Below are 21,018 nucleotides of genomic sequence, written 5' to 3' on the forward strand. Positions count from 1 at the left end.
GTCATCGAAGGACCCGTCAACCGAATCAAGGTGGCCACCCATAGGGTGACGCGGACGAGAGGAGATGCACCATGGATCCCCGCATACCCCGCCTGCGTCGCAAGCTGGCCGCGATCCCGTTCCAGCCACTGCGCAGCCAGGCGCTCCCTGGACGCCGCACTCCTCAATGACGTCCAGGAGGCCGCGCACCACCTGGAGGACATCGGGCGCCTCTGGGGCGAGGCCCTGTACGAACTGCGACGCGAGCACGACACGTACGCCCTCGTGGCGCTTCTCCTCGCCGACCCCGCCACCCGGGACATCGGCGCAGGCCTGGCCCGCGAGGCGTGCCACGACTGGCGGGCGGCCCCGGTCAGGCTGCTGCCGCTGCTCGTCCAGCACCGTGGCCAAAGACTCACCCTTGCGCTTGGAAAGGCCCTCACGACAGCCTCGATCTCCGAGGCGGCGATGCGGACGCACGGAGCTCTCCTCGCCGAAGTCCCCTTCACGCCGTCCCCGAGGGCCCGCCGGTTCCCGTCCACCGCGACGCCGTACGACAGCGCATCCGCCGCCGCGCTTCTCGCCGCCAAGCCCGTGGGCATCACCCGCCTCGCTCACGCCTCCGAGATCTTCGAGGCCCTGCTGGACTCCGGCCCGCTGACCTTCCGACAGGCGGCCCAGCTGTACACCCTGACCTTCCGCCGACCCGGCCGCTCACAGGCGGAGTGCGCCCCGCTGTGGCTGCGCCACGCCGGTCCTTCCGCACTGTCCCTGCTGCTCGCCCTCATGACAGAGCACTTGGCCGACTACGCGGTCGGCGAGTACTACCTGGCCGGTCTCGCCCGGATGGGCGGCCATGCGCGCCCCGCGCTGCCGGCCGTGACGAGCCTGATCGACAGGCGTACCCGCATCCCCGTCAACGACTCCACCCGCGACGCCGAGATGAGACTGGACGAAAGCCTTCTGGCCGCCGCGCTCAGCACCCGCAGAGCGATCCTCGCGGACCCCACCAGCCTGAGGGTGATTTCCTACACTGGGTGAGGGACTGGCATGTCGGACAGGGCTGGTGGCGGGCCGAGTAGTTCCACCTCGGACAGCGGCCTCGACCACCCGAATGGCGAGGTCATTGCGTTTGGGTCGGCGACGTACGCCGAACGCCTGGTCGATAGGGTGTGCGCTCGTCGGTGATCGACTGTGGGCGGCCGCGAGCCGTTGGGGAGGGGCTGGTTGTGGGCAGAATGCCCGACGTATTCACGCTGCCCAGAATGCTGCGGCACTTCGGGGCCACGGGCGACGGACTGCCGCCGGACGGGGCGGTGGAAGTGGACGCACCGGATGCCGGTCTGCGGGCCGCGCTGTCCGCGGCGCGGTCGGGAGCCTGGGAGCCGGCGGCGGAGTTGCTGGCGCGGACGCGCGTCGACCGGGACTGGGACCGACGAGGCCAGTACAGCGCGGGTCTCGCCGAACTCGCACTGCACCACACCGGATGGTTCGACGAGTGGCGGCGTGTGCGACCCGGCGACCCCGATGTCGCCCTGGTCGCCGCCGAGTTGGAGATTGACCGCGCTTGGGAGATCCGTACTGCCGCGCGTGCCCGGCATGTGTCGCGGGAGCAGTTCCAGGCGTTCCACACGGTCCTGCGCGACGCGATACCGGTCCTGCGTACGGCGGCCGACCTCAACCCCGAAGATCCCGTTCCCTGGCGGGTGCTCATCGCTCACGCTATGGGACTTGGTGCTCCGCGCGACGTGTTCGACGAGTACTTGGCTCGGGGCCGCGCGGCGGATCCGCACCACATGGGACTGCACGCCCGCGCGGTGCAGTACCTGGCGCAGAAGTGGTACGGCTCGCACGCGGAGATGTTCGCGTTCGCCGAGTCGGCCGCCGCCGCGGCCCCTGAGGGGTCACCGCTGCGCGGTCTGCCACTGCACGCGGTCACCGAGTACGCGCTGGAGCACGAGGCAGGGATCGGGAAGGGGCCGGTGGCCTGGTCCCGGATCGAGGGGCTCGTCGAGGCGGGACTGGAACTGTCGGCGACGTTCGAGCCGGGTGACCGGCGGGCGGCGGGCTTCCGCAATCACCTCGCGCTCGCGCTGATCCGCTCCGGCCGTGAGGCCGAGGCACTGGGGGTCTTCCGGCTCGTCGGTACCGACGCGCGCACCTTCCCGTGGGCCTACATGGGCGATCCCCGGGAGACGTTCCTGCTGATGCGGCAGGGAGTGCGCGCCCATGTCGCTCGTCGGACACCGTACTTCGGCGGCTCCGTGCCCGCGCCGGCCGCGGACGGCCCGTCGGGACCCACGGACCCGCCGACCGCCACAACGCTTCCTGCCGCTGCCCCGGCCGTCGCGCACGCCGGTGCCCCGCTGCGTGAGGTCCGCGAGGCCGTTCTGATCACCGGCACCACCATGCGTCTCGCGCCGGCGCCCGGCGGCGGCACGTTCGTCGAGACGGCACCCTCGGCCGACCCGCCGGGCCGGCGCAAGGGCATGCGTACGACGCTGCTCGGGGAAGGCGGACTGGCCCGCCTGGCTGTCACGTTCAGCCGGGGTGCGAAGTGGCCGGTCCTGGTCGCGGCCAAGGAGGGAGCCGACTACACGCTCCAGCTCTACCGCGACGGCCGTCTGGTTGCTGCCCACGCGTGGTGGGAGGACTCCGCGGAGATGCCGACGCAACAGGAGGCGGCGGAGCGGGCGACCGCGTTGACGGCGGCTTACGGGAAGACGGACCACCGGCCCCTGGCTGCCGCGTTGCGTGGCACCGGTGATCCACGGCACCACCTCGACGAGGCCTTCGCCGCGCTGGGACTGCCGGCCCTCCCCGCCGGCTTCGGGCACCGACCGGAGCCATTGGCCGAGGCTCGGGGGGCGCAGTTGGTGGAGCGGCGGTCCTTCCTGCGCGCCATCAAGGAGTCGCTGTCATCGGAGAGCGACCGCACCTCCGGTGGAGAACTGCCGCCCTTGTCCTGAGCCGGTCAACATCGTCGAAGGCGCAAGGCGTTTGACGTCCGCATGGCCGACGGCCTCTGCCGGACAGACCCTGGCCCCGAAAGGGCTCAGCGCTTGAGCATGAAGCTGAAGACGTCATCGGGGTCGGACCCGTCGGCCAGCAACCGAGCCAGGGTCTCCGCATCCTCGTGCTCGACCGCGCAATGGGCCGGTGTCCAGTAGACACTCACCAACGCATTCAACCGCCATCGCAGCACGACTGCCGGCGACTGTCTACGCCGCCAGTCGCCGAATGAGATGACGTCTTAAGCCGGCAGATCGGCAACGAACAGCAGTCAAACGACGGTCGTCCTTCGCTGCGCGTGTGAGAAGACTGAGAGACGTCGTGATTGCACCATCTCCAGCTGAGAACCAACAAAGGACAGACACGACCAACACTTGGTTGATCACCGGCGCGTCCCGGGGCTTCGGGCGGGCCTTGGCGGAAGCGGTTCTGGACGCCGGCGACCTGCTCGTGGCGACCGCGCGCCGTCCGGAGCAGCTCGCGGACCTGGTCTCCCGTTACGGCGAGCGTGTTCGGGCGGTGGCGTTGGACGTCACCGACACCGCCGCCGCCGGGGAGGCGGTCCGGGCGGCCGTAGACGCCTTCGGCCGTTTGGACGTCGTCGTGAACAACGCCGGGTACGCCAACAGCGCCCCGATCGAGGAGATGGCGGAGGACGACTTCCGCGCCCAGTTCGAGGCGAACTTCTTCGGGGTCGTCAACGTCACCCGGGCCGCCCTCCCGGTGCTACGCGGGCAGCGCTCAGGGACGTTCGTGCAGTTCTCCTCGCTCGGCGGCCGGGTGGGCGGCACTCCGGGCATGGGCGCCTATCAGAGCGCGAAGTTCGCCGTGGAGGGCTTTTCCGAGGTCCTGGCCAACGAGGTCGCGCCCTTCGGGGTGAGGGTCGTCATCGTCGAGCCGGGTGCCTTCCGCACGGACTGGCAGGGCTCGTCGATGGAGCTGCACGCCGTGGGTGCCGACTACGAGGAGACCGTCGGCGCCATGAACAAGTACAGGGCGGAGAACAACGGCACGCAGCCCGGCGACCCGGTCCGTGCTGCCGATGTGCTCATCGACATCGTCCGCCACGACGACCCGCCGCGCCGACTGCTGCTCGGCGCCCAGGCCGTGTCCATGGCCTTGCAGGCGGGCGAGGCGCGCGCCGCGGAGACGAGGAAGTGGGCCGAGGCCAGCGGTGCCGCGGACTTCCCGGCCGGGGAGTAGCCGCGCGGCGGTCCATCCCCTCATGCGTCTCCCCTTCTTGCGCTCGTTCCATGAGGTGCCGCAGGTCCGGTCAGACGGTGATCGTCTTGTACTCGTCGCAGCTGACAGGCAGACCGCGCCGTATACGCGGCCGATACCGATGGCGTTCTCCGTGACTGACCGTCATCTGACTGATGTGTTCGGCTTCGTCGCGGGCGAGAGTACGCCGAGGGGAACGGGAGATTTCCCGGGCTCGGGCCGGTCACCGGACACATACGACGGAGGTTTTCACATGATCAAGAGGCGTACGTTCAGCAAGGCCGTGGGCCTGGGAACCGGCGCGGCCGCGGTCTCACTGCCCGGCCTGCAGACCAGCGCATCCGCCGCGTCCGCCGTGCACGAGCAGGGCGGCCCGTCCGCCCCCACCGTGCCCACCATCACCCCTGGTACACACACCGGGTTCCGCACGCTGAAGCACGTCAAGGCGGGTGTCCTGGACATCGGTTACGCCGAGGCCGGTCCCACGCACGGCCCGGTCGTCCTCCTCCTGCACGGCTGGCCGTACGACATCCACAGCTTCGTCGATGTCGCCCCGCTCCTCGCCGACCAGGGGTACCGCGTCATCGTTCCCTACCTGCGCGGCCACGGCAGCACCCGGTTCCTGTCCGGCCACACCCCCCGCACCGCCGAGCAGTCCGCGATCGCGCTCGACATCATCGCCCTGATGGACGCCCTGAAGATCCACAAGGCCGTGCTCGCCGGCTTCGACTGGGGCTCGCGCACCGCCGACGTCATCGCCGCCCTGTGGCCCGAGCGAGTCAAGTCCCTTGTCTCCACCAGCGGTTACCTCATCACCAACATCAAGGCACAGCTCGGACCCGCCCTTCCGGCCGTCGAGCACAACTGGTGGTACCAGTGGTACTTCGCCACCGAGCGCGGCAAACAGGCCATGGAGGGCGAGAAGGAGCGCATCGCGCTGTGCCGCTACGTGTGGACCCTCGTCTCTCCCAACTGGGACTTCGACGAGGCCACCTTCGCGCGCACCGCCGAGGCCTTCAAGAACCCCGACTACGCCGCCATCGTGCTCTACAACTACCGCTGGCGCATCGGCCTCATCGAGGGTGAACACCGCTACGACCGCTACGAGAAGCTGCTGGCTGCGCAGCCCCCCATCGGCGTTCCCACGATCACCCTCGACGCGGCCCTCGACCCCTTCACCCCGGCCGGCGACGGGTCCACGTACCGCGAGCACTTCACGGGCCCCTACGAGCACCGCACCATCGCGGACATCGGGCACAACCTGCCGCAGGAAGCGCCCAGCGTCTTCGCCCAGGCCGTCGTCGACGCCGACCGCCTCTGACATCCTCACCGCGCCGGGGCAGGCGCCAGTCGCGTTCATGGTGCCTCGCCCTTCCCCAACACCTCCCGTCACCGGCTTGACGGGTGACGGAAAGACATGACAGATTCGTCACCAGTCAGGGCGGTGATGAAGGTCGGCAGGGCCGGCCCCGCCCGTCTACCGGGAAAAGGCCTGAGAGGGGTTCGTCGTGGTCAGCATCAAGTGTGGACGCAAGCGGCTGGTGACAGGTGTGGTCTCGGCGGTCACGGCGGGTCTCGCGTTATGCGCGTTCACCCTCGGCGGCACCGGCGCCGGCACCGGTACCGGCGCGACCAAGACCGCCAAGGCCACCGACACCGGCCGACACACCAAGCCGACCATCGTCCTGGAGCACGGCGCCTTCGCCGACGGCTCGAGCTGGAGCGGCGTCATCGCCGACCTGCGCGCCGACGGCTACCCGGTCGTCGCCGCCGCCAATCCGCTGCGCGGCCCGGCCTCCGACGCCGCCGCCCTGCGCACGGTCCTCGACCACGTCAAGGGCCCGAAGATCCTCGTCGGCCACTCCTACGGCGGCAACGTCATCAGTCAGGCCGCCACCGACGACCCCGACGTCAAGGCGCTGGTCTTCGTCGCTGCCTTCCTGCCCGCCCCCGGCGAGAGCGCCCTGGAACTCACCGACAAGTACCCGGGCTCCACCCTCCCCGACGCCCTCGACCCGGTCACCTACCGGCAGGCGGACGGCTCCACCGCCACCGACCTGTACATCCGCCAGGACAAGTTCCGCCACCAGTTCGCCGCTGACGTCGCCGCGGGGCAGGCCGCCCTCATGGCCGCCGAGCAGCGGCCCGTCGCCCTGTCCGCCTTGGAGGAGAAGGCCACCACCGCGGCCTGGAAGACCAAGCCGAGCTGGGACATCGTCACCACCCGCGACCTCAACATCCCAGCCGCCGTCCAACGCTTCATGGCCGAGCGCGCTCACGCTCACACCACCGAGGTCGCCGCGTCCCACTCGGTCACCGTCTCCCACCCCCATCTGGTGGCCGACGTGATCGAGCGGGCCGCCGGCGCCACCATCCACTGACACCCTTGGAAGGCCGGCGGGACTCACGGCCCCGCCGCCCTCGGGCGACGACCGCACTCCGCGCCTCGGCCCGCGTGCTCGATCCGGGAGACGCACCAGGAACGGGCGCATGCGCCGCGGCCGACTCGGGCGGCCGGAACTCGGACGGCCCGAACTCGCCCGCCTCGTCGGCGAGATGCCGTCTAGTCTTCTGCATGGGGTGTGGGTAGCGGGATGCCGGACACGTCGCGGGTGCGGACGCCTCGACATGTGGCTTTCGGCGGTGAAATGAGTGGGGGGCTGTGGAGTTGATCGTCGGAGCTATGGTCGGTCGTGAGAGCGAGCTGGAGGTGCTGTCAGCGTTTGTGGCGGCCTCCGAGGGCCAGGCTCTCGTCCTGCGGGGGGACACAGGTGTGGGCAAGAGCTCGCTGCTCGACCATGTCGTCGAGCGCGCGACAGCCGAGCGGCACCGGGTGATAAGGGCGGCCGGGGTCGAGGCCGAGTCGCAGCTGCCGTTCGCCGGCCTGCACCAGCTCCTGTATCCGCTGCTCTCCTACATCAACCGGCTGGACGACCCCCACCGGGGCGTCTTCGACGTCGCCTTCGGCAGGGGCGAGGGCACTCCCCCGTCGGTCATGACCCTCGGCATCGCCGTCCTCGACCTGCTCGCTCTGGCGGCTTCGCAGAACCCCCTGGTGCTGGTGCTCGACGACGGTCAGTGGCTGGACGCCTCCAGCACCGAGGTCTGCGGTTTCGTGGGGCGCCGGCTGACCGGCAGCTCGGTGAAGCTCGTCGTCGGCCTGCGGTCCGACGTGCCGTCGGGTTTCGACACGGCCGCGCTGCCCCAACTGCCGGTGACCACGCTGTCGGAGAAGGCCTCAGAACAGCTCCTGGACACGCACCACCCCGGGCTGGCCCCCCGGATCCGACGTCTGATCCTGGACGAGGCCCGGGGCAACCCGCTCGCCCTGCTGGAACTGCCGCCGTACGTGCGTGGCAACGGGGCGGGACGCACCCCCGAGGAACTGTTCGGATACACCGGCATCCCGCTGCCGCTGCGCCTGCAACACGTGTACGGCGCCCGTATCAAGGCTCTTGGCGACGACGTGCGCGCGGAACTGCTGCGCGGCGCGTTGGACGGCGTCGGCGCGGGTGCGGCGGCCGGTCAATCCAGGGGCACTCGCTACCGTATGCGGGACGCCGACGAGGCCGCGGACTGTGGACTGCTGGACATCGACCCGCTCACCGGCGACTTCGTCTTCCGGCACCCGCTGGTGCGGTCGACCGTCGTGCAGACGGCGACGCCCAACGAGCGGCGCGCCGCGCACGTCGTACTCGCGCACGTACACCGCGACGACCTGGAGCGGCGGGCCACACACCTGGCGGCCTCGACCATCGACCCCGACGAGGAGGTCGCGGCCGCGCTGGAGGCGGCCGCGGACTCCGCCACCCGGCGGGGCGGCGCGCTGGCCGCCGTGGCCTGGCTGGTCCGGGCCGCGGAGCTGAGCGAGAGCGACGAGGAGCGGTCCAGGCGGCTGGGCAGCGCGGGGTACATCGCCGGGCACTCGGGCCAGTTGGACCAGGCCCAGCAGTTGGTCCGCTCGGGCGCCGGGGCCGGCACCGACGACTCGCCGAGCTCGGCGGTCACGTCGGGCTATGCCGCGCTCTTCGAGGACGGGGACGTACGGTCCTCGCAACGCCAGGTCTTCGCGGCGATCGAGAGCATGCGCGAGGGCGGGGTGCGGGAGCCGGACGAGGTGCTCACGCGACTGGTCGACCTGCTGCTGGCCATCAATCAGTACGCCGGCGACGAGGCCGCGTGGGAGCGGACCCATGAGCTCATGGGCGGCCTGGGCGGCCTGGTGCCCTCGCATTCACGCGTCTACCAGGACGCCTGGGGCGACGTGGTGCGTCGCGGGGCCGGGGTGCACGAGCGGGTGGAACGCGCCTTCGCCGACCTCAAAGACCTGGAGCCGTGGGACATCACGCGGTTGGGGGTGGCCGCCTATCACGTGGACACCCTCAGCCAGTTCCGGCCGTATCTCCAGCGCACGGTGGACCGCGAGGTGGAGACGGGGGCCGTGGCCGACGCCATGACCATGCTGCACCTGATCATGCTGGACCAGATCGCGGTCGGTGAGTGGGACGAGGCCGAACACACCGGGAAGCGTTGCCTGGAGCTGACGACAGCACACCGGCACGCGCTGTTCGTCTGTCACACCCAGGCCTATCTGGGGCTGTTGGCCGCCCTGCGGGGCCAGGTGAGCCGGGCACGCGAACTCCAGGTCATGGTCGACGCGTGGGCCCGACCCCGCGGCGTCGGCTTCCTCGCCCAGATCGCCGACGCGGTCGGGACCACCGCCGCCCTCGCCGAAGGCGACTACGAAACGGCGTACCTCCACGCCATCGGCATCACCTCCCCCGGCACCTTCCATCCCTACGCCCACCAGGCCTCCCGCACCCTCCTCGACCTCGTGGAAGCCGCCCTGCACACCGGCCGCGCGGAACAAGCCCGCACTCACGCCCTCGCGGCCCGCGACGCGAACCTCCCCGCCATCTCCCCCCGCCTCGCCCTCATCACCTACGGCGCCCTCGCCATGACCGCCACCGACCCCACCGAAGCCGAGGACATGTACGACCGCGCGGAAACCCACCCCGCCGCCGCCCACTTCCCCTTCGAACTCGCCCGCGTCCGCCTCGCCCACGGCATCCGCATCCGACACACCCGGGGAGGGAAGGCGGCACGACCGTCGCTGACTCTGGCGGCGGAGACGTTCGAACGACTCGGGGCACCCACCTGGACCGAACGGGCCCGGGCCGAGCTGCGTGCCACCGGTGCGTCCGCCGTCTCCTCCTCGGCGCGCCTCACGGCGCTGACCTGGCAGGAGCGTCGCATCGCCGATCTCGCGGCCGGTGGCCTGACCAACAAGGAGATCGGCGAACGCATGCACCTCTCACCCCGCACCGTCAGCTCACACCTGTACCGGGTGTTCCCCAAGCTCGGCATCACCTCGCGCGCCGCCCTGCGCGACGCGCTGGGCAGGATCCCCGGAGACCAGAACGCGTGACGTGGGGCTCCTACAACGGGTTGGCGCCGAGGCCTTGTTCGTTCAACCAGCCGAGGACGTAGTCGGCGACGAAGCGCCAGCCGCTGTCGATGACCAGGGAGTGGGCGCGGTCGGCGAACTGCTTCAGGTCGGTCACGGCCGTGGAGTCGCCGTACTGCTTGTACACCGCGCGCGTGACGGAGTCGGGCACCAGCCGGTCCTCCTGCCCGGAGATGAGCAGGAGCGGGCCACGTTCGGCGTTCCCCACATCGGCCATGGCGTGCGGGCTGCGCACCTCGCTTGTCAGGTCGGCGAGCAGCAGGCGGGGCGTCGGCACGACGTAGCGCTCGAAGAGCCTGTCGGACTCCTCCGACGCGGTGGTGTTCGCGAAGGTCTGGTGGAACTGTCCCGGAGACAGGGACACCAACTCTTCGGCCCCGTCGGTCTGTTCGGCCTCGTCGGTCTGGCCGGGGGTCCACAGCCGGGCCGGTGAGGCGGGCAGGGGGACGCCGTTGATCGGGGCGGGTGCGATGGCCACCGCGGCCCGGCCGATGTTGGCGCCGAGGAGGTGCTGCGCTATGAGGCCTCCCACCGAGTGCCCGACGATCACCGGTGCGGTTTCACATGAACGTACGACGTCCGCGTAGTGGTCCGTCAGCACGTCCAGCCCGATGCCGGCGAGCGCCTCGGAGGACTCGCGCATCTCCCTCGCGGCGGCGGGCTCCCCCGGCCATCCGGGCGTGAGGGCGAGGAACCCGCGGCCGGCAAAGCGTTCCGCCCATGACTCCCAGGACAGCGCGTGCAGCCACGCGCCATGGATGAAGACGACGGGAGTATGGTTCACGGCTGGCTCCTCCTGGCATGCCGATCATCCGGCACGGGCACGCGGGCGACCGTTTCAGGATCGTTCAGCCGCAGATCGAGGGCGACAGTCGAATGACCTAATGTGGGCGGCCTTGTGGTGCCCTGGGGCCGAGATCGTCCGGGGAGAGACGCCGTGGGCGGGCCGCCCGAAGCGGACCACTGTCCAACTGCCTGTTCCTTGGAGTCGCTACAGGGCCAGGTCGAGGGCCAGACAGGAGAAGGTGCGCCACGCGCCCGTGTCCTGGTACGAGGTGTTCGCCCCGCCGTTCGGACCGGACTCCACCACTTCCTTCATGTCCTCGAACCGGATGCGCTCGGGCAGCCGGCCGAAGCGCGCGTGCCGTGCCGCCTCGGCGGCGTCCGTCGTGGCTCCCTGGTTCATGATCAGCCTCCACTTCGTCGATCGTGGACGGGCTCCGCCTGCTGACGGAGCCATTGTCATCCTGCGCCGACGCGCGTCACCTGTCAAGCCGGTGACGCACCGCATCCGCAGGCGCGTGAACGCCAATCGCCCGCCCCGATCCGCGGGACGGGCGATCCCCCGCTCTGATAGGAGGCCGGTCAGAACTGTCGTGACTGCTTCCAGTACACGTATCCGTTACCGCTCGTGGCGATCAGATATATCGCTGCGAGGGACGCAACGAGAACGGGACCGTACCTGGCCGTGAAACCATTTATCTCATTGGACCAACCGGCATATCCGTTCACCTCGTTGATCGTGGTCAACGACAGCCGGGTGTCGGGCCTGCGCACAGCGACCTGACCGAATCCGTTGTTCGCGAACGCCACAGCCGGTTGGGCATCCGTGGTGACGCCGTTGAGTATCTCGGAATCCGTCCAGCGGGGATTTCCGTAATGCTGCCGCCTGACGTTCACCCGGTCGTCCAGGCCGCGATACACCAGCACCAGCGCCTGCCCGTACGAGCTCCAGGCAAGTGCGGGTGCCGAGTAACTCGTCGCACCGGGAACCGTCACCGGAAGATCCCACTGACCGTTCTGACCGTTGTAGTAGATGCCCCACAGCTCTTCACTGCTGGCACCCCGATAGGTGAGATACCAACCGTTGTTGGGCAGCGAAGCGACAGCCACGGACAGGTTGTTGGGCGTCTCCACCTCGTTCGGGATCCGGTACCAGGAACCGAGGCTGAGAACGCCGTCGTTCACCGCGATGCGCGAATAGTAGACACGCCTGTCCACGCCGGTGTGGAAGGCCCACCAATAGCCGCCGTTGAAGACGATCTGCGGATTCGACAGCGTCTGCGGTCTGGTCCCTCCCGAGGGTGCGGGCCAGAGCCTCACCTGGTTGTTGTTGAGGGAGACGTAGATGCTGTTGTCGCTCCAACCACGCCATATCTGAACGAGCTGGCCGGTGTTGGGGTTGCGCGCCTCCTGTATGTCACCGCCGGCCTGGGCGGGAATACCGTTCTCGCGCTCACCCGTCCATTGGTTGCTCTCACCGGGCTCCGCGGCGAGGGCTTCGGTGGTCGTGAGGAGGGTGACGGCGCAAGCGGTGATGACCGCGAGTAGCAGGAGCCGCCATCTGCTGAGGCTGAATCGCATACCGAATCCTTCTGGGTTGATGTGGTTGAAGTGGTTGAAGTGGTTGATTTGGTTGATGTGTCGGAGGTTCTTGGCCGAGCCGGCTCGGCGCCCCACCCCCGAGTCCCTGCGCAAGTCCTTCGCGGGCCCCCTGCGGGCGAAGTGGCGCGAGCGCCCGGCCCCGTCACTCGCCCAGGTTGGCGGTGAAGAAGTCGGCGAGCTTGTCGATGGCAGGGTCGATGTACTCCTTCTTGTCGTAGAGGTCGACGTGGCTGGCGCCCTTGATCCAGTGGAGTTCCTTGGGACCGGTGGCACGCTGGTGGGCCTCGATGGCCATCCAGGCGGTGACGGCGCGCTCGCCGATGATCTGGAGGAGAGGGCGCGGAGCGATGAGGGGTACGGCGAAGAAGGCGTCGTAGAAGGCCAGTCTGTCGATGCTCTCCCAGGCCAGGGACTTCGCGGAGCGTTCGTGCGCGCCCCGCGGGGTGCAGTAGTACTCGAAGCCTTCGACGCCGTGCCGGCCTCCGAGCGCACCGGCCTGTTCGGCGGTCTCGGGGAACATGGTCATGGTCCCGGGGTCCTCGCCGCGGGCGGCGGCGGTGCGGGCCCGGGCGGCGGCGTCCAGCAGCACCTGGAAGACGGCCCGGTCCTGGGTGCCGTCCGCGCCGAGCCGGAACTGCCGTGAAGGATCGGCGGTGCACACGGTCGCCACGGCCCCGACCCGGTGGTCACCGCCGGTGGCGGCCAGCGAGTAGCCGCCCGACGCACAGATCCCGAGCAGCCCGATCCGGTCGGGGTCGACCTCGTCCCGGGTCATGAGGTACGACACGGCGGCCTTGAAGTCCTCCACCCGCTGGGCGGGGTCCTCCAGCCCGCGCGGCAGCCCCCCGGACTCCCCCTGGTAGGCGGCGTCGAAGGCGAGGGTGACGAACCCGCGCTCGGCCATCAGCCGCGCATAGGTGCCGGAGGCCTGCTCCTTCACCCCGGTGCCGGGGTGGCCGACGACCAGTGCCGGACGCGGGCCCGGCGCCGCGGTGTCGGGTACGTAGAAGTGCGCGGCGATTTCGATCCCGGCGCTGGGGAAACGGACAGGGGTACTGGCCATGAGGGAACTTCTTTCCGAGAGAGTGACGGGCGTTCGCGTCGAATCACCGGTCGGCGGCCTGGTGCTCGGCGGTCAGTGCCGGGGCCGGGCGACGCAGCGGAAGCTGGAGGCGAGGGCCGGATCGCCGTGGCCCCTGTAGCGGGACACCTGCGGGTAGCGGCACAGGTTGCGGGTGACCTGCTGGCCGTCGGCGTTGATCAGCGTGGCGGACAGCGTCTTGGGCGCCTTGCCGTGCTCGACCCAGGCGGTGAGGGCGGCGAGGCCGTCGGCGGAACCGTCCAGGCCGTTGAGACCGCAGTGATTGGTGCCCGGGGCGAGGAAGAGACGGTAGAAGTCGTCGACCTTCGTGGCGCTGCCCAGCTCCCGCTCGACCTGTTCGCGGTACTCCACCGTGCCCTGGGTGGGGATGAACTGGTCCGCCTGGCCGTGCCAGGTCAGCAGCTTGCCGCCGGACGTGCGGAAGGCGGACAAGTCGGGGTCGTCCGTGCCGATGACCTTGTCGTACTCGGCCTGGGACTGCTTGAACAGCTGAGTGAACCGGCTGTAGGTGATCTTCGAGAGGTCGAAGGACGGGTCCTTCTTCAGCCAGACCTGGACCCAGAGGGCGGGTACCTGGAAGGGCTTGCCCTTGACGGTGCCGTCGGGGGCCGCCTCGGTCTCCGCCAGACCCTTGAGGTCGGCCCCGACCGGAACGCCGGACCACAGCTTCTTGCCGGAGACGGTGCGCGGTCCGTCCCAGATCTTGCGGACCACTGTGGCGTCGGCCGCCGTGATGGTCAGCTCCTTGCCGTCGCACACGACCTTGGTGCCGATCAGCCGACGTGGGTCGAAGTGGCAGCGGGAGGCGTCGTTGACCAGACCGTCCTCGACGCCGTCCAGCGAGTCGCAGGCCTTGGAGGCGGCGTTGGTGAAGGCGTCCAGCTCGCAGCCGGTCGGGTAGGTCTTCTCGTTGTTCATGACCACCTGCGGCCACAGGGTGGCGACCTCGAACTCGTCCCAGTTGGTGGCGGGTGCGTCGGCGAGGATGCCGTCGTAGTCGTCGGGGTAGCGCTGGGCCTCCGCATAGCCCTGGCGTCCGCCCGTGGAGCAGCCGGTGAAGTAGGAGTACGAGGCGCGCCTGGCGTAGGCCGAGGTGACGACCTGCTTGCCGACGAGGGCTGCCTCGTGCTGGGAGCGGGAGGCGAAGTTCTCCAACAGCGCGGTGTTGACCTGCCCCTTGCTGTTCAGCGCCCAGCTGGTGTCGAGGGCGTCACCGACGCCGGCGTCTGTGGTGGTGGCGGCGTAGCCGTTCTTGACGGCGGTGCCCAGCCCGACACCGTTGTCCCCGGCCAGGTATGCGGCTCCGCCGAGAGCCTGGAAGCGGCCGTTCCAGCCGCTGACGGGCAGCCAGGTCCGCACCTGGGCGTGGTCGCCGTCGCCCGGGTGGGTGAGGACGACCGTCACGTCGCAGAAGGCCGGGACATCGGAGACCGATCCCTGCAGAACCCCGGTACCGGTGATGGTGCCGCCCGCCTGACGTACGGCCGTCACTGACTCCACGCGGGTGCCTGTCGGGGCCTTCACGGACGGCGCCGAGCAGACGAAGGGGGTGGTGGCGGAGCCGCTCCGCGGCTGCGCCGAGGCGGTCGGCAGGAACACCGCAGCGGCCAGCGGCACGCCCGCCGCGAGGACAGTCAGAACTCGTCTCATCACTCGTCCATTCAGGGAAGTAGGTGTGTGCCAGAGCGGCGACACACATGTGCATGGCTCACTTGCCTGGCTCACTCTCGCCGTGCGTCACATATCCCGACAACAGTCAGTTGACGGTCTACGCCCGAGCGCACCGGCCTGGGCGCAGGCAGGACGCGTTGGGTCATTCGACGGTCCGTCACCCTTCTGCCAGGAGTGCTGAAGCCGCCCGGGTTGGGCAGCAGACCGGCCAGGCCCGCCGCTTCGACGCCGACGTCGACGCTGTCAACGCCAAGCCGTCGGCATCACACACGTATGAGACAAGGGCCGGTCACGAGGCAGCCCTGGGCCCGGGCCCCGGCGCGATCGTCGTCGCCAGTCACGACCGCTGGGTGCGTCGGCGCTGGCAGGGCCGCGAACTCCGACTGACACCGGGATATGGCCGACCACAGCTCCGACCTGAGCGGGCCCCGCGAGCTGCCGTACGCTGCCGCAAGGGCACCGCCCGAAACAGTGACGATTCTTGCGTCCGAGACGAGTCACCTGTCAAGGTGGTGATGTGAACCTTGACCATGTATTCGTATGCGGGCACCCGGCCCTCGACTTCGCGGCCACCCTCCGAGCCCGGCGCTCGACCCGGTTCGAGATGTTCGTGACGCCGGAGCGACTGAATGCCTGGTACCTGGAATCCGGGCTGGTGGACACGATCACTCCCGGCGAGGAGGACGACGTCCGGCAGGCGACGGCCGTACGCGAGGCCATCTACCACCTCGTCACCAACCGCCGTCTCGGCGAGGAGTTCGACCGGGAGGCGCTCGCGGTGGTCAACGCCACCGCACGCAAGACCCCCGTGACGCCGCAGCTCACCCTGAGGGGGCGGCACACCGAGGCGACGCCTGAGCTGGCTCTGGCGACCGTCGCCCGGCAGGCCGTCGAACTGCTCAGCGGGCCGGACGTCCCCCTGATGAAGGAATGCGGCAACCCCGAGTGCACCAGGGTCTACATCGACCGCTCCCGAGGCATGCGGCGCCAGTGGTGCGGCATGGAGTCCTGCGGCAACAAGATCAAGGCCGCCGCCTACCGCGCCCGCAAGAAGACCGCGCCGGCCGCACCCGCACGCTGACGAAGCGAGCTGACGCATCGTCAGGAAGGCAGCGTGCCTCTTCAGCAAGCCTCCCCTCTGCAGCGGAACTCGTGGAACACCTGGATCTCGCCGAGAGCGTGGGCGTTGCAGTCGTCCAGGGTGCCTCCTTTTCGGCGTTTCAGCCAAGATCGCTGTCGACTCAGGTCCTGCGGCGTACGGGTCGGTGCATCCCGCAGGCGCCGCACCCCCCGTCGTCAGGCGGATCTCAGCACGTCTGAAAAACGTGCGTTCGAAGAGCCTTCAGCGTCGTTGAACCAGATGCCCTCGGACTCTCGCGCGACAGGAAGGGGAGGCCCGTTGCACTCCGCCCCTGGCACCGATCCCATCCGACCCGCCTCGCCCAAAGCCGCGACGGCACCCGCCGTCCGTGGCTCGGTCGCGGCTCGGGAAGCCATGGTCGCCCGTCTGGAGGAGACGGGGACACTCCGGCCCGGCCGGGTGCGCGACGCACTGCGCGCCGTCCGGCGCGAGGTACTGATGCCTCAGGCATACGTGCGGCGCAGCCCGGCGAGAGAACGTCCGCCGCGGTGGGACCTGCTGGACTGGGTCGAACCGGCCGACCGCGAGGAACTGCTCGCGGTGCTGTACGGCGGGGAGAGTGTGCTCATCCAGCACGACGGTGAACGGATCCTCGGCCGTGTCCGGGGTCCGAGGTCGGGCGGGGTGATCACGTCGATGAGCAGCGTGGTGGGCATGACCGCCGGCTTGCTGCAGGACCTGGACCTTCAGGAGGGGCGACGCGTCTTGGATGTCGGTACGGGCGCCGCCGTGACTGCGGCCATCGCGTGCTGGATCTGCGGCGACCGGAACGTGGTCACGATGGACCGCGATGCCCACCTCACCGAGGCGGCGCGGGTGCGCCTGGCCGATCTCGGTTACCGGCCTGCCGTGGTGGCCGGGGACGGGGCGGCGGGCTGGCCGGACGGTGCGCCGTACGACCGGATCTTTGTCTCGTACGCCGTCCCCCGGGTCCCGCGGGCCTGGGCGGACCAGCTCGCCCCGGGCGGTCGGGCGATGGCGACCCTCAGCGGGACGTCACCGTCGTGGCCCGGCCTGGCGATCGTCACCGCCACGGCCGGTGGCCAGGTACGCGGAGAGGTGCGTTCCGTGGAGTTCGGTCACCGGCCCGGCCATGACTTCGAACGGCTCTTCATCTCGGCGGAGTTCCTCGCGCGGATCGAGGCCGGGGAGAACGCAAGTCGTGTCGTCCACACCCTCACCGCGCCTCCGTCGGACGAGGCACGCGGATTCTGGCTCGCGCTCGATCACCTGTCTCCCGGTCTGGTCCGGAACTGGAGCGCCGACCACTTGGTCATCGGTGCCCCGGTCTGCGGATCCTGGCTCACGGCCCGGGTCAGTGGAGACGGCCGGTGGAGTCTGGCAGCAGATGGTCCTCGGGACATCTGGAAGGAGATCCAGAAGGTGGCCGCTCGCTGGAGAGCCGCGGGAGAGCCCTCCGTCTACCGGCTCCACCTCGGTGACGACCACCAGCAGTGGGTCAGCGCCGGCACGGGCGCCACTGAGCTGTCTTGGGCGCTTCCCGACTCTGCCACGACACACGGCCGGGCGGCATCGTGAGCGCCGGCGGACCGCCGACCGCGACCCTTCCGTGTCAACAGCGGGTCCGTGTTCTCCGACTTCCGAGAGGTGCTGACATGCCGCCCACCCGATCCGACATCAGCGCTCTCGTGCAGATGTACCTGACACGCCATCCCTCCGAACGCGGCGCCGTGGAACCGTTGTTGACGTTCCTCGAAGGAGGGCAGGACCCGACGAGCCGCGTCACGATGCCGGCGCACATCACGTGCAGTGCCGTGGTGATCGACCGGGACCTGCGCGTGCTGCACATCCTCCACAGGGCGAGCGGCCTGGTCCTCGTCCCCGGTGGTCATCCCGAACCGGGGGATCGCACGTTACGCGCCGCGGCGGTGCGCGAGGTGGTCGAGGAGACCGGGATCAAGGCAGGCGATCTGTGCCTCACCCCGCGGCTACTCGGTGTCCCGATCGACATTGACTGTCACGACATCGAGGCCCGCCCGGACAGGGGAGAGCCGCCGCACCGCCACTACGACGTACGGTTCGCGTTCTACCTGGTCGGAGAACATCCCGAGCTCGTTCTGCGGGACGCGGAGGTGGCGGGAGCCGAATGGCGCGGGTTCGACACGGTCAGCTCCCCGACACTGCGCGCCAAGCTGCTCTCTTCAGGGCTTGACGGCCGGCCGCAGCCGGTGAACGCGTCAGCGCTGATCTTCGATGACGCCGGCCGATATCTGCTTCATCTACGCGACGACCTGCCAGAAATCTGGCAGCCAGGGGCATTCGACCTGCTCGGCGGCGGCAGCGAGCCGGAGGACGTGACGCTCGAAGACACTGTCCGGCGCGAACTCGGCGAGGAAGTCCCCGATCTCGTCATCCCGGACCTGGAGCCCTTCGCTTTGGAGTGGGCCACCGGCACCGACGGACTGTGCGTACCGATCCAGGTGTTCGCCGGCCGCTGGAACGGCGACCCCGACCGTCTGCGCCTCACCGAGGGCGTCCTGCTGCGCTGGTTCGCACCCGAGATGCTGCACCGGCTGCGGCTGAGCCCGGGAACACGCGACCTGCTGCTCCGGCACGCGGCACACCGCTCCGCCCTCCTCGGCCAAGGCCCCCGATACGAGCGGCGGAACGACACCGGGCAAGGCCTTCTCGTCGCCGACCACGCACCCGTAGGTGCCACCGTGCCGGGTCCGCGCACGGGAGGAGTGCCGCGTCCGGCAGTTCCGGCCGATGCGGGCGAGATCGCCCGTCTGCGGTCCGAACTCATCTTGTCCGAGCCGCTGGACGAGGACTGGCTGTCCACCTGCCGCGATCACCTCGCCGCCCGCCTTGTCCCGGGCGGGGACGCCCGGGCCTACGTCGTCGACAACCCGGAGGGCGGGCTCGCCTCCTGCGCTCTCGCCCTTGTCGACTCCGTGCTCCCCGCTCCCCGGTACCCCAAGGGACTGGCCGCGCGGATCCAGGCCGTCGCCACCGTCCCCGACTTCCGCCGCCGCGGCTACGCCAAGGCCGCTTTGACCGCGCTGCTCGCGCACCTGGAAGGGGACGGCGTGACGCTGTACGAACTGCACGCCTCCGACGAGTCCGCCCCGCTGTACGCCGCGCTCGGTTTCACCAAGGACCCGGCCCTGATGCGGATGACCCGGATCCCGTCCTCCGCTCACGCAACCATGCACGGGACCTGATCGGCGCCAAACCCGAGCACCACAGCGGTCTCCGATCACCGCACCACACGACGAGGAGCAGCTACGTGGCTTATGTCCGCCGGGCCCAGTGGGACCAGCACTACGCGCAGGACCGGGGCTTTCGCCGGGTCGGGCAGACCGAGAGGGCCCTGCTGGCCGAGCACGCTCCGGCGCCGGCCAACGGCCGGGCGCTGGACGCGGGTTGTGGAACCGGGGAACTGGCCGCCTACCTGGGCGAACTCGGCTATCTCGTCGATGCCGTCGACTTCGCCGAGAACGCCCTCGCCCGAGCCCGGGCCGAGTGGGCGGACGCGGTCGGCGTGCGCTGGCTGTGTCTGAACATCGCCCAGGACGACCCGGCTGAACTGAGCGAGGACGGATACGACCTGATCGCCCTGCGCCTGGTGTATCCCTTCCTCGGCGACCGGCAGCGGGTCATGCACGCGCTGGCCGGGCGGCTGCGTCCGGGCGGCGCGATCGTGGTGATCACTCCCCTGGCTGCCTGCACCCCGGCCGACCGGCGCGACATCGCGCTGGACGAGGACGAGATCCGGATACTGACCGAGCGATGGCAGACCGTGGAGCGGTACGACGCCGACGGCCTGGCGGTGCTCGTCCTGCATGGCCCGTCCTGGACAGCGACGCCCCGGTCACTCCCACGGCAAAGGATTTGACGAGCGCCGCAGAGCCCGTGATCGGGTGGATCACCCTGGTGCGGTCACGCACTGCCTCCATGCCAACGCTCACGTCATCCGCACCACCGGCCCTCCCCCGCGAACAGCCCCTCACTTCCGTACTCGACCGACTCGACGCCCGACCCCGTACTGCCTGAAGGAGACACCACACCGTGCACGGCACCGTCTGGGACACCATTCACCGACTCGCCCGCCGCTTCAACGAACACGACGCCGCGCTCGGCCTGAACCAGGACGAGCAGTGGAGCCTGCAAGTCCTCAAAATCGCCGAGGAGACCGGGGAAGCCTCCCAGGCAGTCATCGGCGCCCGCGGCACCAACCCCCGCAAGGGGACCGCTCCATGGGAGGACGCCCACGCGGAAGTCGCGGATGTAGCCATTACGGCCCTGGTCGCCCTGGCCCGCATGCGCCCCGACGACGCCGCGGAGTACCTCGACCGGCATCTGGCCGCCAAATCCGCGAAGTTCCTTCTCCCCGGGCCCGCATCCGTCGTGGACCCGGCCCCGGCGGAGCCGGCATGAGCAACTGCCGTTCGACACCGCAACAAGGACCGGGCCACGCACGAGTGCTGAACCTGACGGTGAGCTACTGGGCTTGGCCTACCTTGTTCCATCGCACCGTCCGGACTGAGCGCAACTAGCGTGTGCGGATGCCGTCTGTGAACCTGCGTCATTCAGTCCGCGCGGTCGTCCTCGACGAAGCCGACCGCATCCTTCTGTGCCGGCACACGATTCCAGAACCAGCGGGAACGGTGGTGTGGGCTGCTCCCGGCGGAGGGATCGAGCCGGGCGAGACACCCCTTGCCGCACTGCGCCGCGAACTGCGGGAAGAGGTGGGTCTGTCGGTCAAGAACGATCCGCCCCACGTGTGGCACCAGGAAGTCGTGGCAGGCCATGCCGCAGGCTACGACGGGGTCATCAACGACTACTTTTTCGTGCGCACCGCCAAGTTCACCCCTCGCGGGACCCTGTCCGCCGAGCAGCTTGTCGCGGAGAACATCAGCGGTCTGCATTGGTGGCACCCGCATGAAGTCGCTTCCTATGCTGGTGCCGATCTCTTCTCCCCCCGCGACCTTGCGACTCTTGTGACGACATTGGTCACCTTTGGTGTCCCGGCCAGGCCGGCGCGGCTGGGTCTCTGAGCAGACAGCCCAGGCCGTC

At 69.7% G+C, this 21,018-nt stretch carries 18 protein-coding genes; 12 read left to right on the forward strand and 6 right to left on the reverse strand.

Annotation, left to right across the window (positions count from 1 at the left end; translation table 11 throughout):
* Positions 1 to 45: 45 nt before the first annotated feature.
* Both ACFYRY_RS23220 and ACFYRY_RS23225 read left to right on the forward strand, forming a co-directional pair.
* Positions 46 to 1,020: a hypothetical protein gene (locus tag ACFYRY_RS23220; RefSeq protein ID WP_389148712.1), complete on the forward strand. Its 975-nt coding sequence runs from the start codon at positions 46 to 48 to the stop codon at positions 1,018 to 1,020.
* Positions 1,021 to 1,217: 197 nt separating this feature from the next.
* Positions 1,218 to 2,948: a hypothetical protein gene (locus tag ACFYRY_RS23225; RefSeq protein WP_389148715.1), complete on the forward strand. Its 1,731-nt coding sequence runs from the start codon at positions 1,218 to 1,220 to the stop codon at positions 2,946 to 2,948.
* 86 nt (positions 2,949 to 3,034) lie between these two features.
* Here the strand turns inward: ACFYRY_RS23225 and ACFYRY_RS23230 are convergent, their stop codons facing one another.
* Positions 3,035 to 3,157 (reverse strand): hypothetical protein, encoded by a 123-nt coding sequence (locus tag ACFYRY_RS23230; RefSeq protein WP_389148718.1) that lies wholly within the window; start codon positions 3,155 to 3,157, stop codon positions 3,035 to 3,037.
* 158 nt (positions 3,158 to 3,315) lie between these two features.
* Between ACFYRY_RS23230 and ACFYRY_RS23235 the strand changes: the two genes are divergently transcribed.
* From ACFYRY_RS23235 to ACFYRY_RS23250, 4 genes are all read left to right on the forward strand, one after another.
* On the forward strand, positions 3,316 to 4,194 hold the full coding sequence (locus ACFYRY_RS23235; protein WP_389150233.1) for an oxidoreductase: 879 nt from the start codon (positions 3,316 to 3,318) through the stop codon (positions 4,192 to 4,194).
* Between the two features lie 271 nt (positions 4,195 to 4,465).
* The gene (locus ACFYRY_RS23240) at positions 4,466 to 5,533 is read left to right on the forward strand and encodes an alpha/beta fold hydrolase (RefSeq protein WP_389148721.1); all 1,068 of its coding nucleotides are present in this window, start codon (positions 4,466 to 4,468) and stop codon (positions 5,531 to 5,533) included.
* A gap of 187 nt (positions 5,534 to 5,720) precedes the next feature.
* Positions 5,721 to 6,593, forward strand: coding sequence for an alpha/beta fold hydrolase (locus ACFYRY_RS23245; RefSeq protein WP_389148723.1), 873 nt, complete (start codon positions 5,721 to 5,723; stop codon positions 6,591 to 6,593).
* A 302-nt stretch (positions 6,594 to 6,895) separates the two neighbouring features.
* Positions 6,896 to 9,640 carry an AAA family ATPase gene (locus tag ACFYRY_RS23250; protein WP_389148726.1) on the forward strand — a complete coding sequence of 915 codons (2,745 nt, stop codon included), beginning with the start codon at positions 6,896 to 6,898 and terminating at the stop codon, positions 9,638 to 9,640.
* Between the two features lie 10 nt (positions 9,641 to 9,650).
* Here the strand turns inward: ACFYRY_RS23250 and ACFYRY_RS23255 are convergent, their stop codons facing one another.
* The 5 genes from ACFYRY_RS23255 to ACFYRY_RS23275 all read right to left on the reverse strand — a co-directional run bounded on the left by ACFYRY_RS23255 (position 9,651) and on the right by ACFYRY_RS23275 (position 14,816).
* Positions 9,651 to 10,463 carry an alpha/beta hydrolase gene (locus tag ACFYRY_RS23255; RefSeq protein WP_389148728.1) on the reverse strand — a complete coding sequence of 271 codons (813 nt, stop codon included), beginning with the start codon at positions 10,461 to 10,463 and terminating at the stop codon, positions 9,651 to 9,653.
* A gap of 207 nt (positions 10,464 to 10,670) precedes the next feature.
* Positions 10,671 to 10,865 (reverse strand): hypothetical protein, encoded by a 195-nt coding sequence (locus tag ACFYRY_RS23260; RefSeq protein ID WP_389148731.1) that lies wholly within the window; start codon positions 10,863 to 10,865, stop codon positions 10,671 to 10,673.
* A 179-nt stretch (positions 10,866 to 11,044) separates the two neighbouring features.
* Positions 11,045 to 12,043 carry a hypothetical protein gene (locus ACFYRY_RS23265; protein WP_389148734.1) on the reverse strand — a complete coding sequence of 333 codons (999 nt, stop codon included), beginning with the start codon at positions 12,041 to 12,043 and terminating at the stop codon, positions 11,045 to 11,047.
* Positions 12,044 to 12,206: 163 nt separating this feature from the next.
* Positions 12,207 to 13,127: an alpha/beta hydrolase gene (locus ACFYRY_RS23270; RefSeq protein WP_389148737.1), complete on the reverse strand. Its 921-nt coding sequence runs from the start codon at positions 13,125 to 13,127 to the stop codon at positions 12,207 to 12,209.
* 72 nt (positions 13,128 to 13,199) lie between these two features.
* Positions 13,200 to 14,816, reverse strand: a complete 1,617-nt coding sequence (locus tag ACFYRY_RS23275) for a tannase/feruloyl esterase family alpha/beta hydrolase (RefSeq protein WP_389148739.1) — start codon at positions 14,814 to 14,816, stop codon at positions 13,200 to 13,202.
* Positions 14,817 to 15,354: 538 nt separating this feature from the next.
* On the opposite strand from ACFYRY_RS23275, the gene ACFYRY_RS23280 reads away from it, so the two are divergent.
* The 6 genes from ACFYRY_RS23280 (at position 15,355) to ACFYRY_RS23305 (ending at position 20,999) form a co-directional block, all read left to right on the forward strand.
* The gene (locus tag ACFYRY_RS23280; protein WP_389148742.1) at positions 15,355 to 15,918 is read left to right on the forward strand and encodes a CGNR zinc finger domain-containing protein; all 564 of its coding nucleotides are present in this window, start codon (positions 15,355 to 15,357) and stop codon (positions 15,916 to 15,918) included.
* A gap of 318 nt (positions 15,919 to 16,236) precedes the next feature.
* Positions 16,237 to 17,517: a protein-L-isoaspartate O-methyltransferase gene (locus ACFYRY_RS23285; RefSeq protein WP_389148745.1), complete on the forward strand. Its 1,281-nt coding sequence runs from the start codon at positions 16,237 to 16,239 to the stop codon at positions 17,515 to 17,517.
* A gap of 77 nt (positions 17,518 to 17,594) precedes the next feature.
* Positions 17,595 to 19,163: a GNAT family N-acetyltransferase gene (locus tag ACFYRY_RS23290; protein ID WP_389148748.1), complete on the forward strand. Its 1,569-nt coding sequence runs from the start codon at positions 17,595 to 17,597 to the stop codon at positions 19,161 to 19,163.
* Positions 19,164 to 19,228: 65 nt separating this feature from the next.
* Entirely contained in the window at positions 19,229 to 19,837 is a 609-nt protein-coding gene (locus tag ACFYRY_RS23295; protein WP_389148751.1) for a class I SAM-dependent methyltransferase, read from the forward strand.
* 173 nt (positions 19,838 to 20,010) lie between these two features.
* Positions 20,011 to 20,379 (forward strand): MazG-like family protein, encoded by a 369-nt coding sequence (locus tag ACFYRY_RS23300; protein ID WP_389148754.1) that lies wholly within the window; start codon positions 20,011 to 20,013, stop codon positions 20,377 to 20,379.
* Between the two features lie 128 nt (positions 20,380 to 20,507).
* The gene (locus ACFYRY_RS23305; protein WP_389148756.1) at positions 20,508 to 20,999 is read left to right on the forward strand and encodes an NUDIX hydrolase; all 492 of its coding nucleotides are present in this window, start codon (positions 20,508 to 20,510) and stop codon (positions 20,997 to 20,999) included.
* Positions 21,000 to 21,018: the final 19 nt, after the last annotated feature.

Source organism: Streptomyces sp. NPDC005263 (genome assembly GCF_042872365.1).
Lineage (GTDB): Bacteria > Actinomycetota > Actinomycetes > Streptomycetales > Streptomycetaceae > Streptomyces.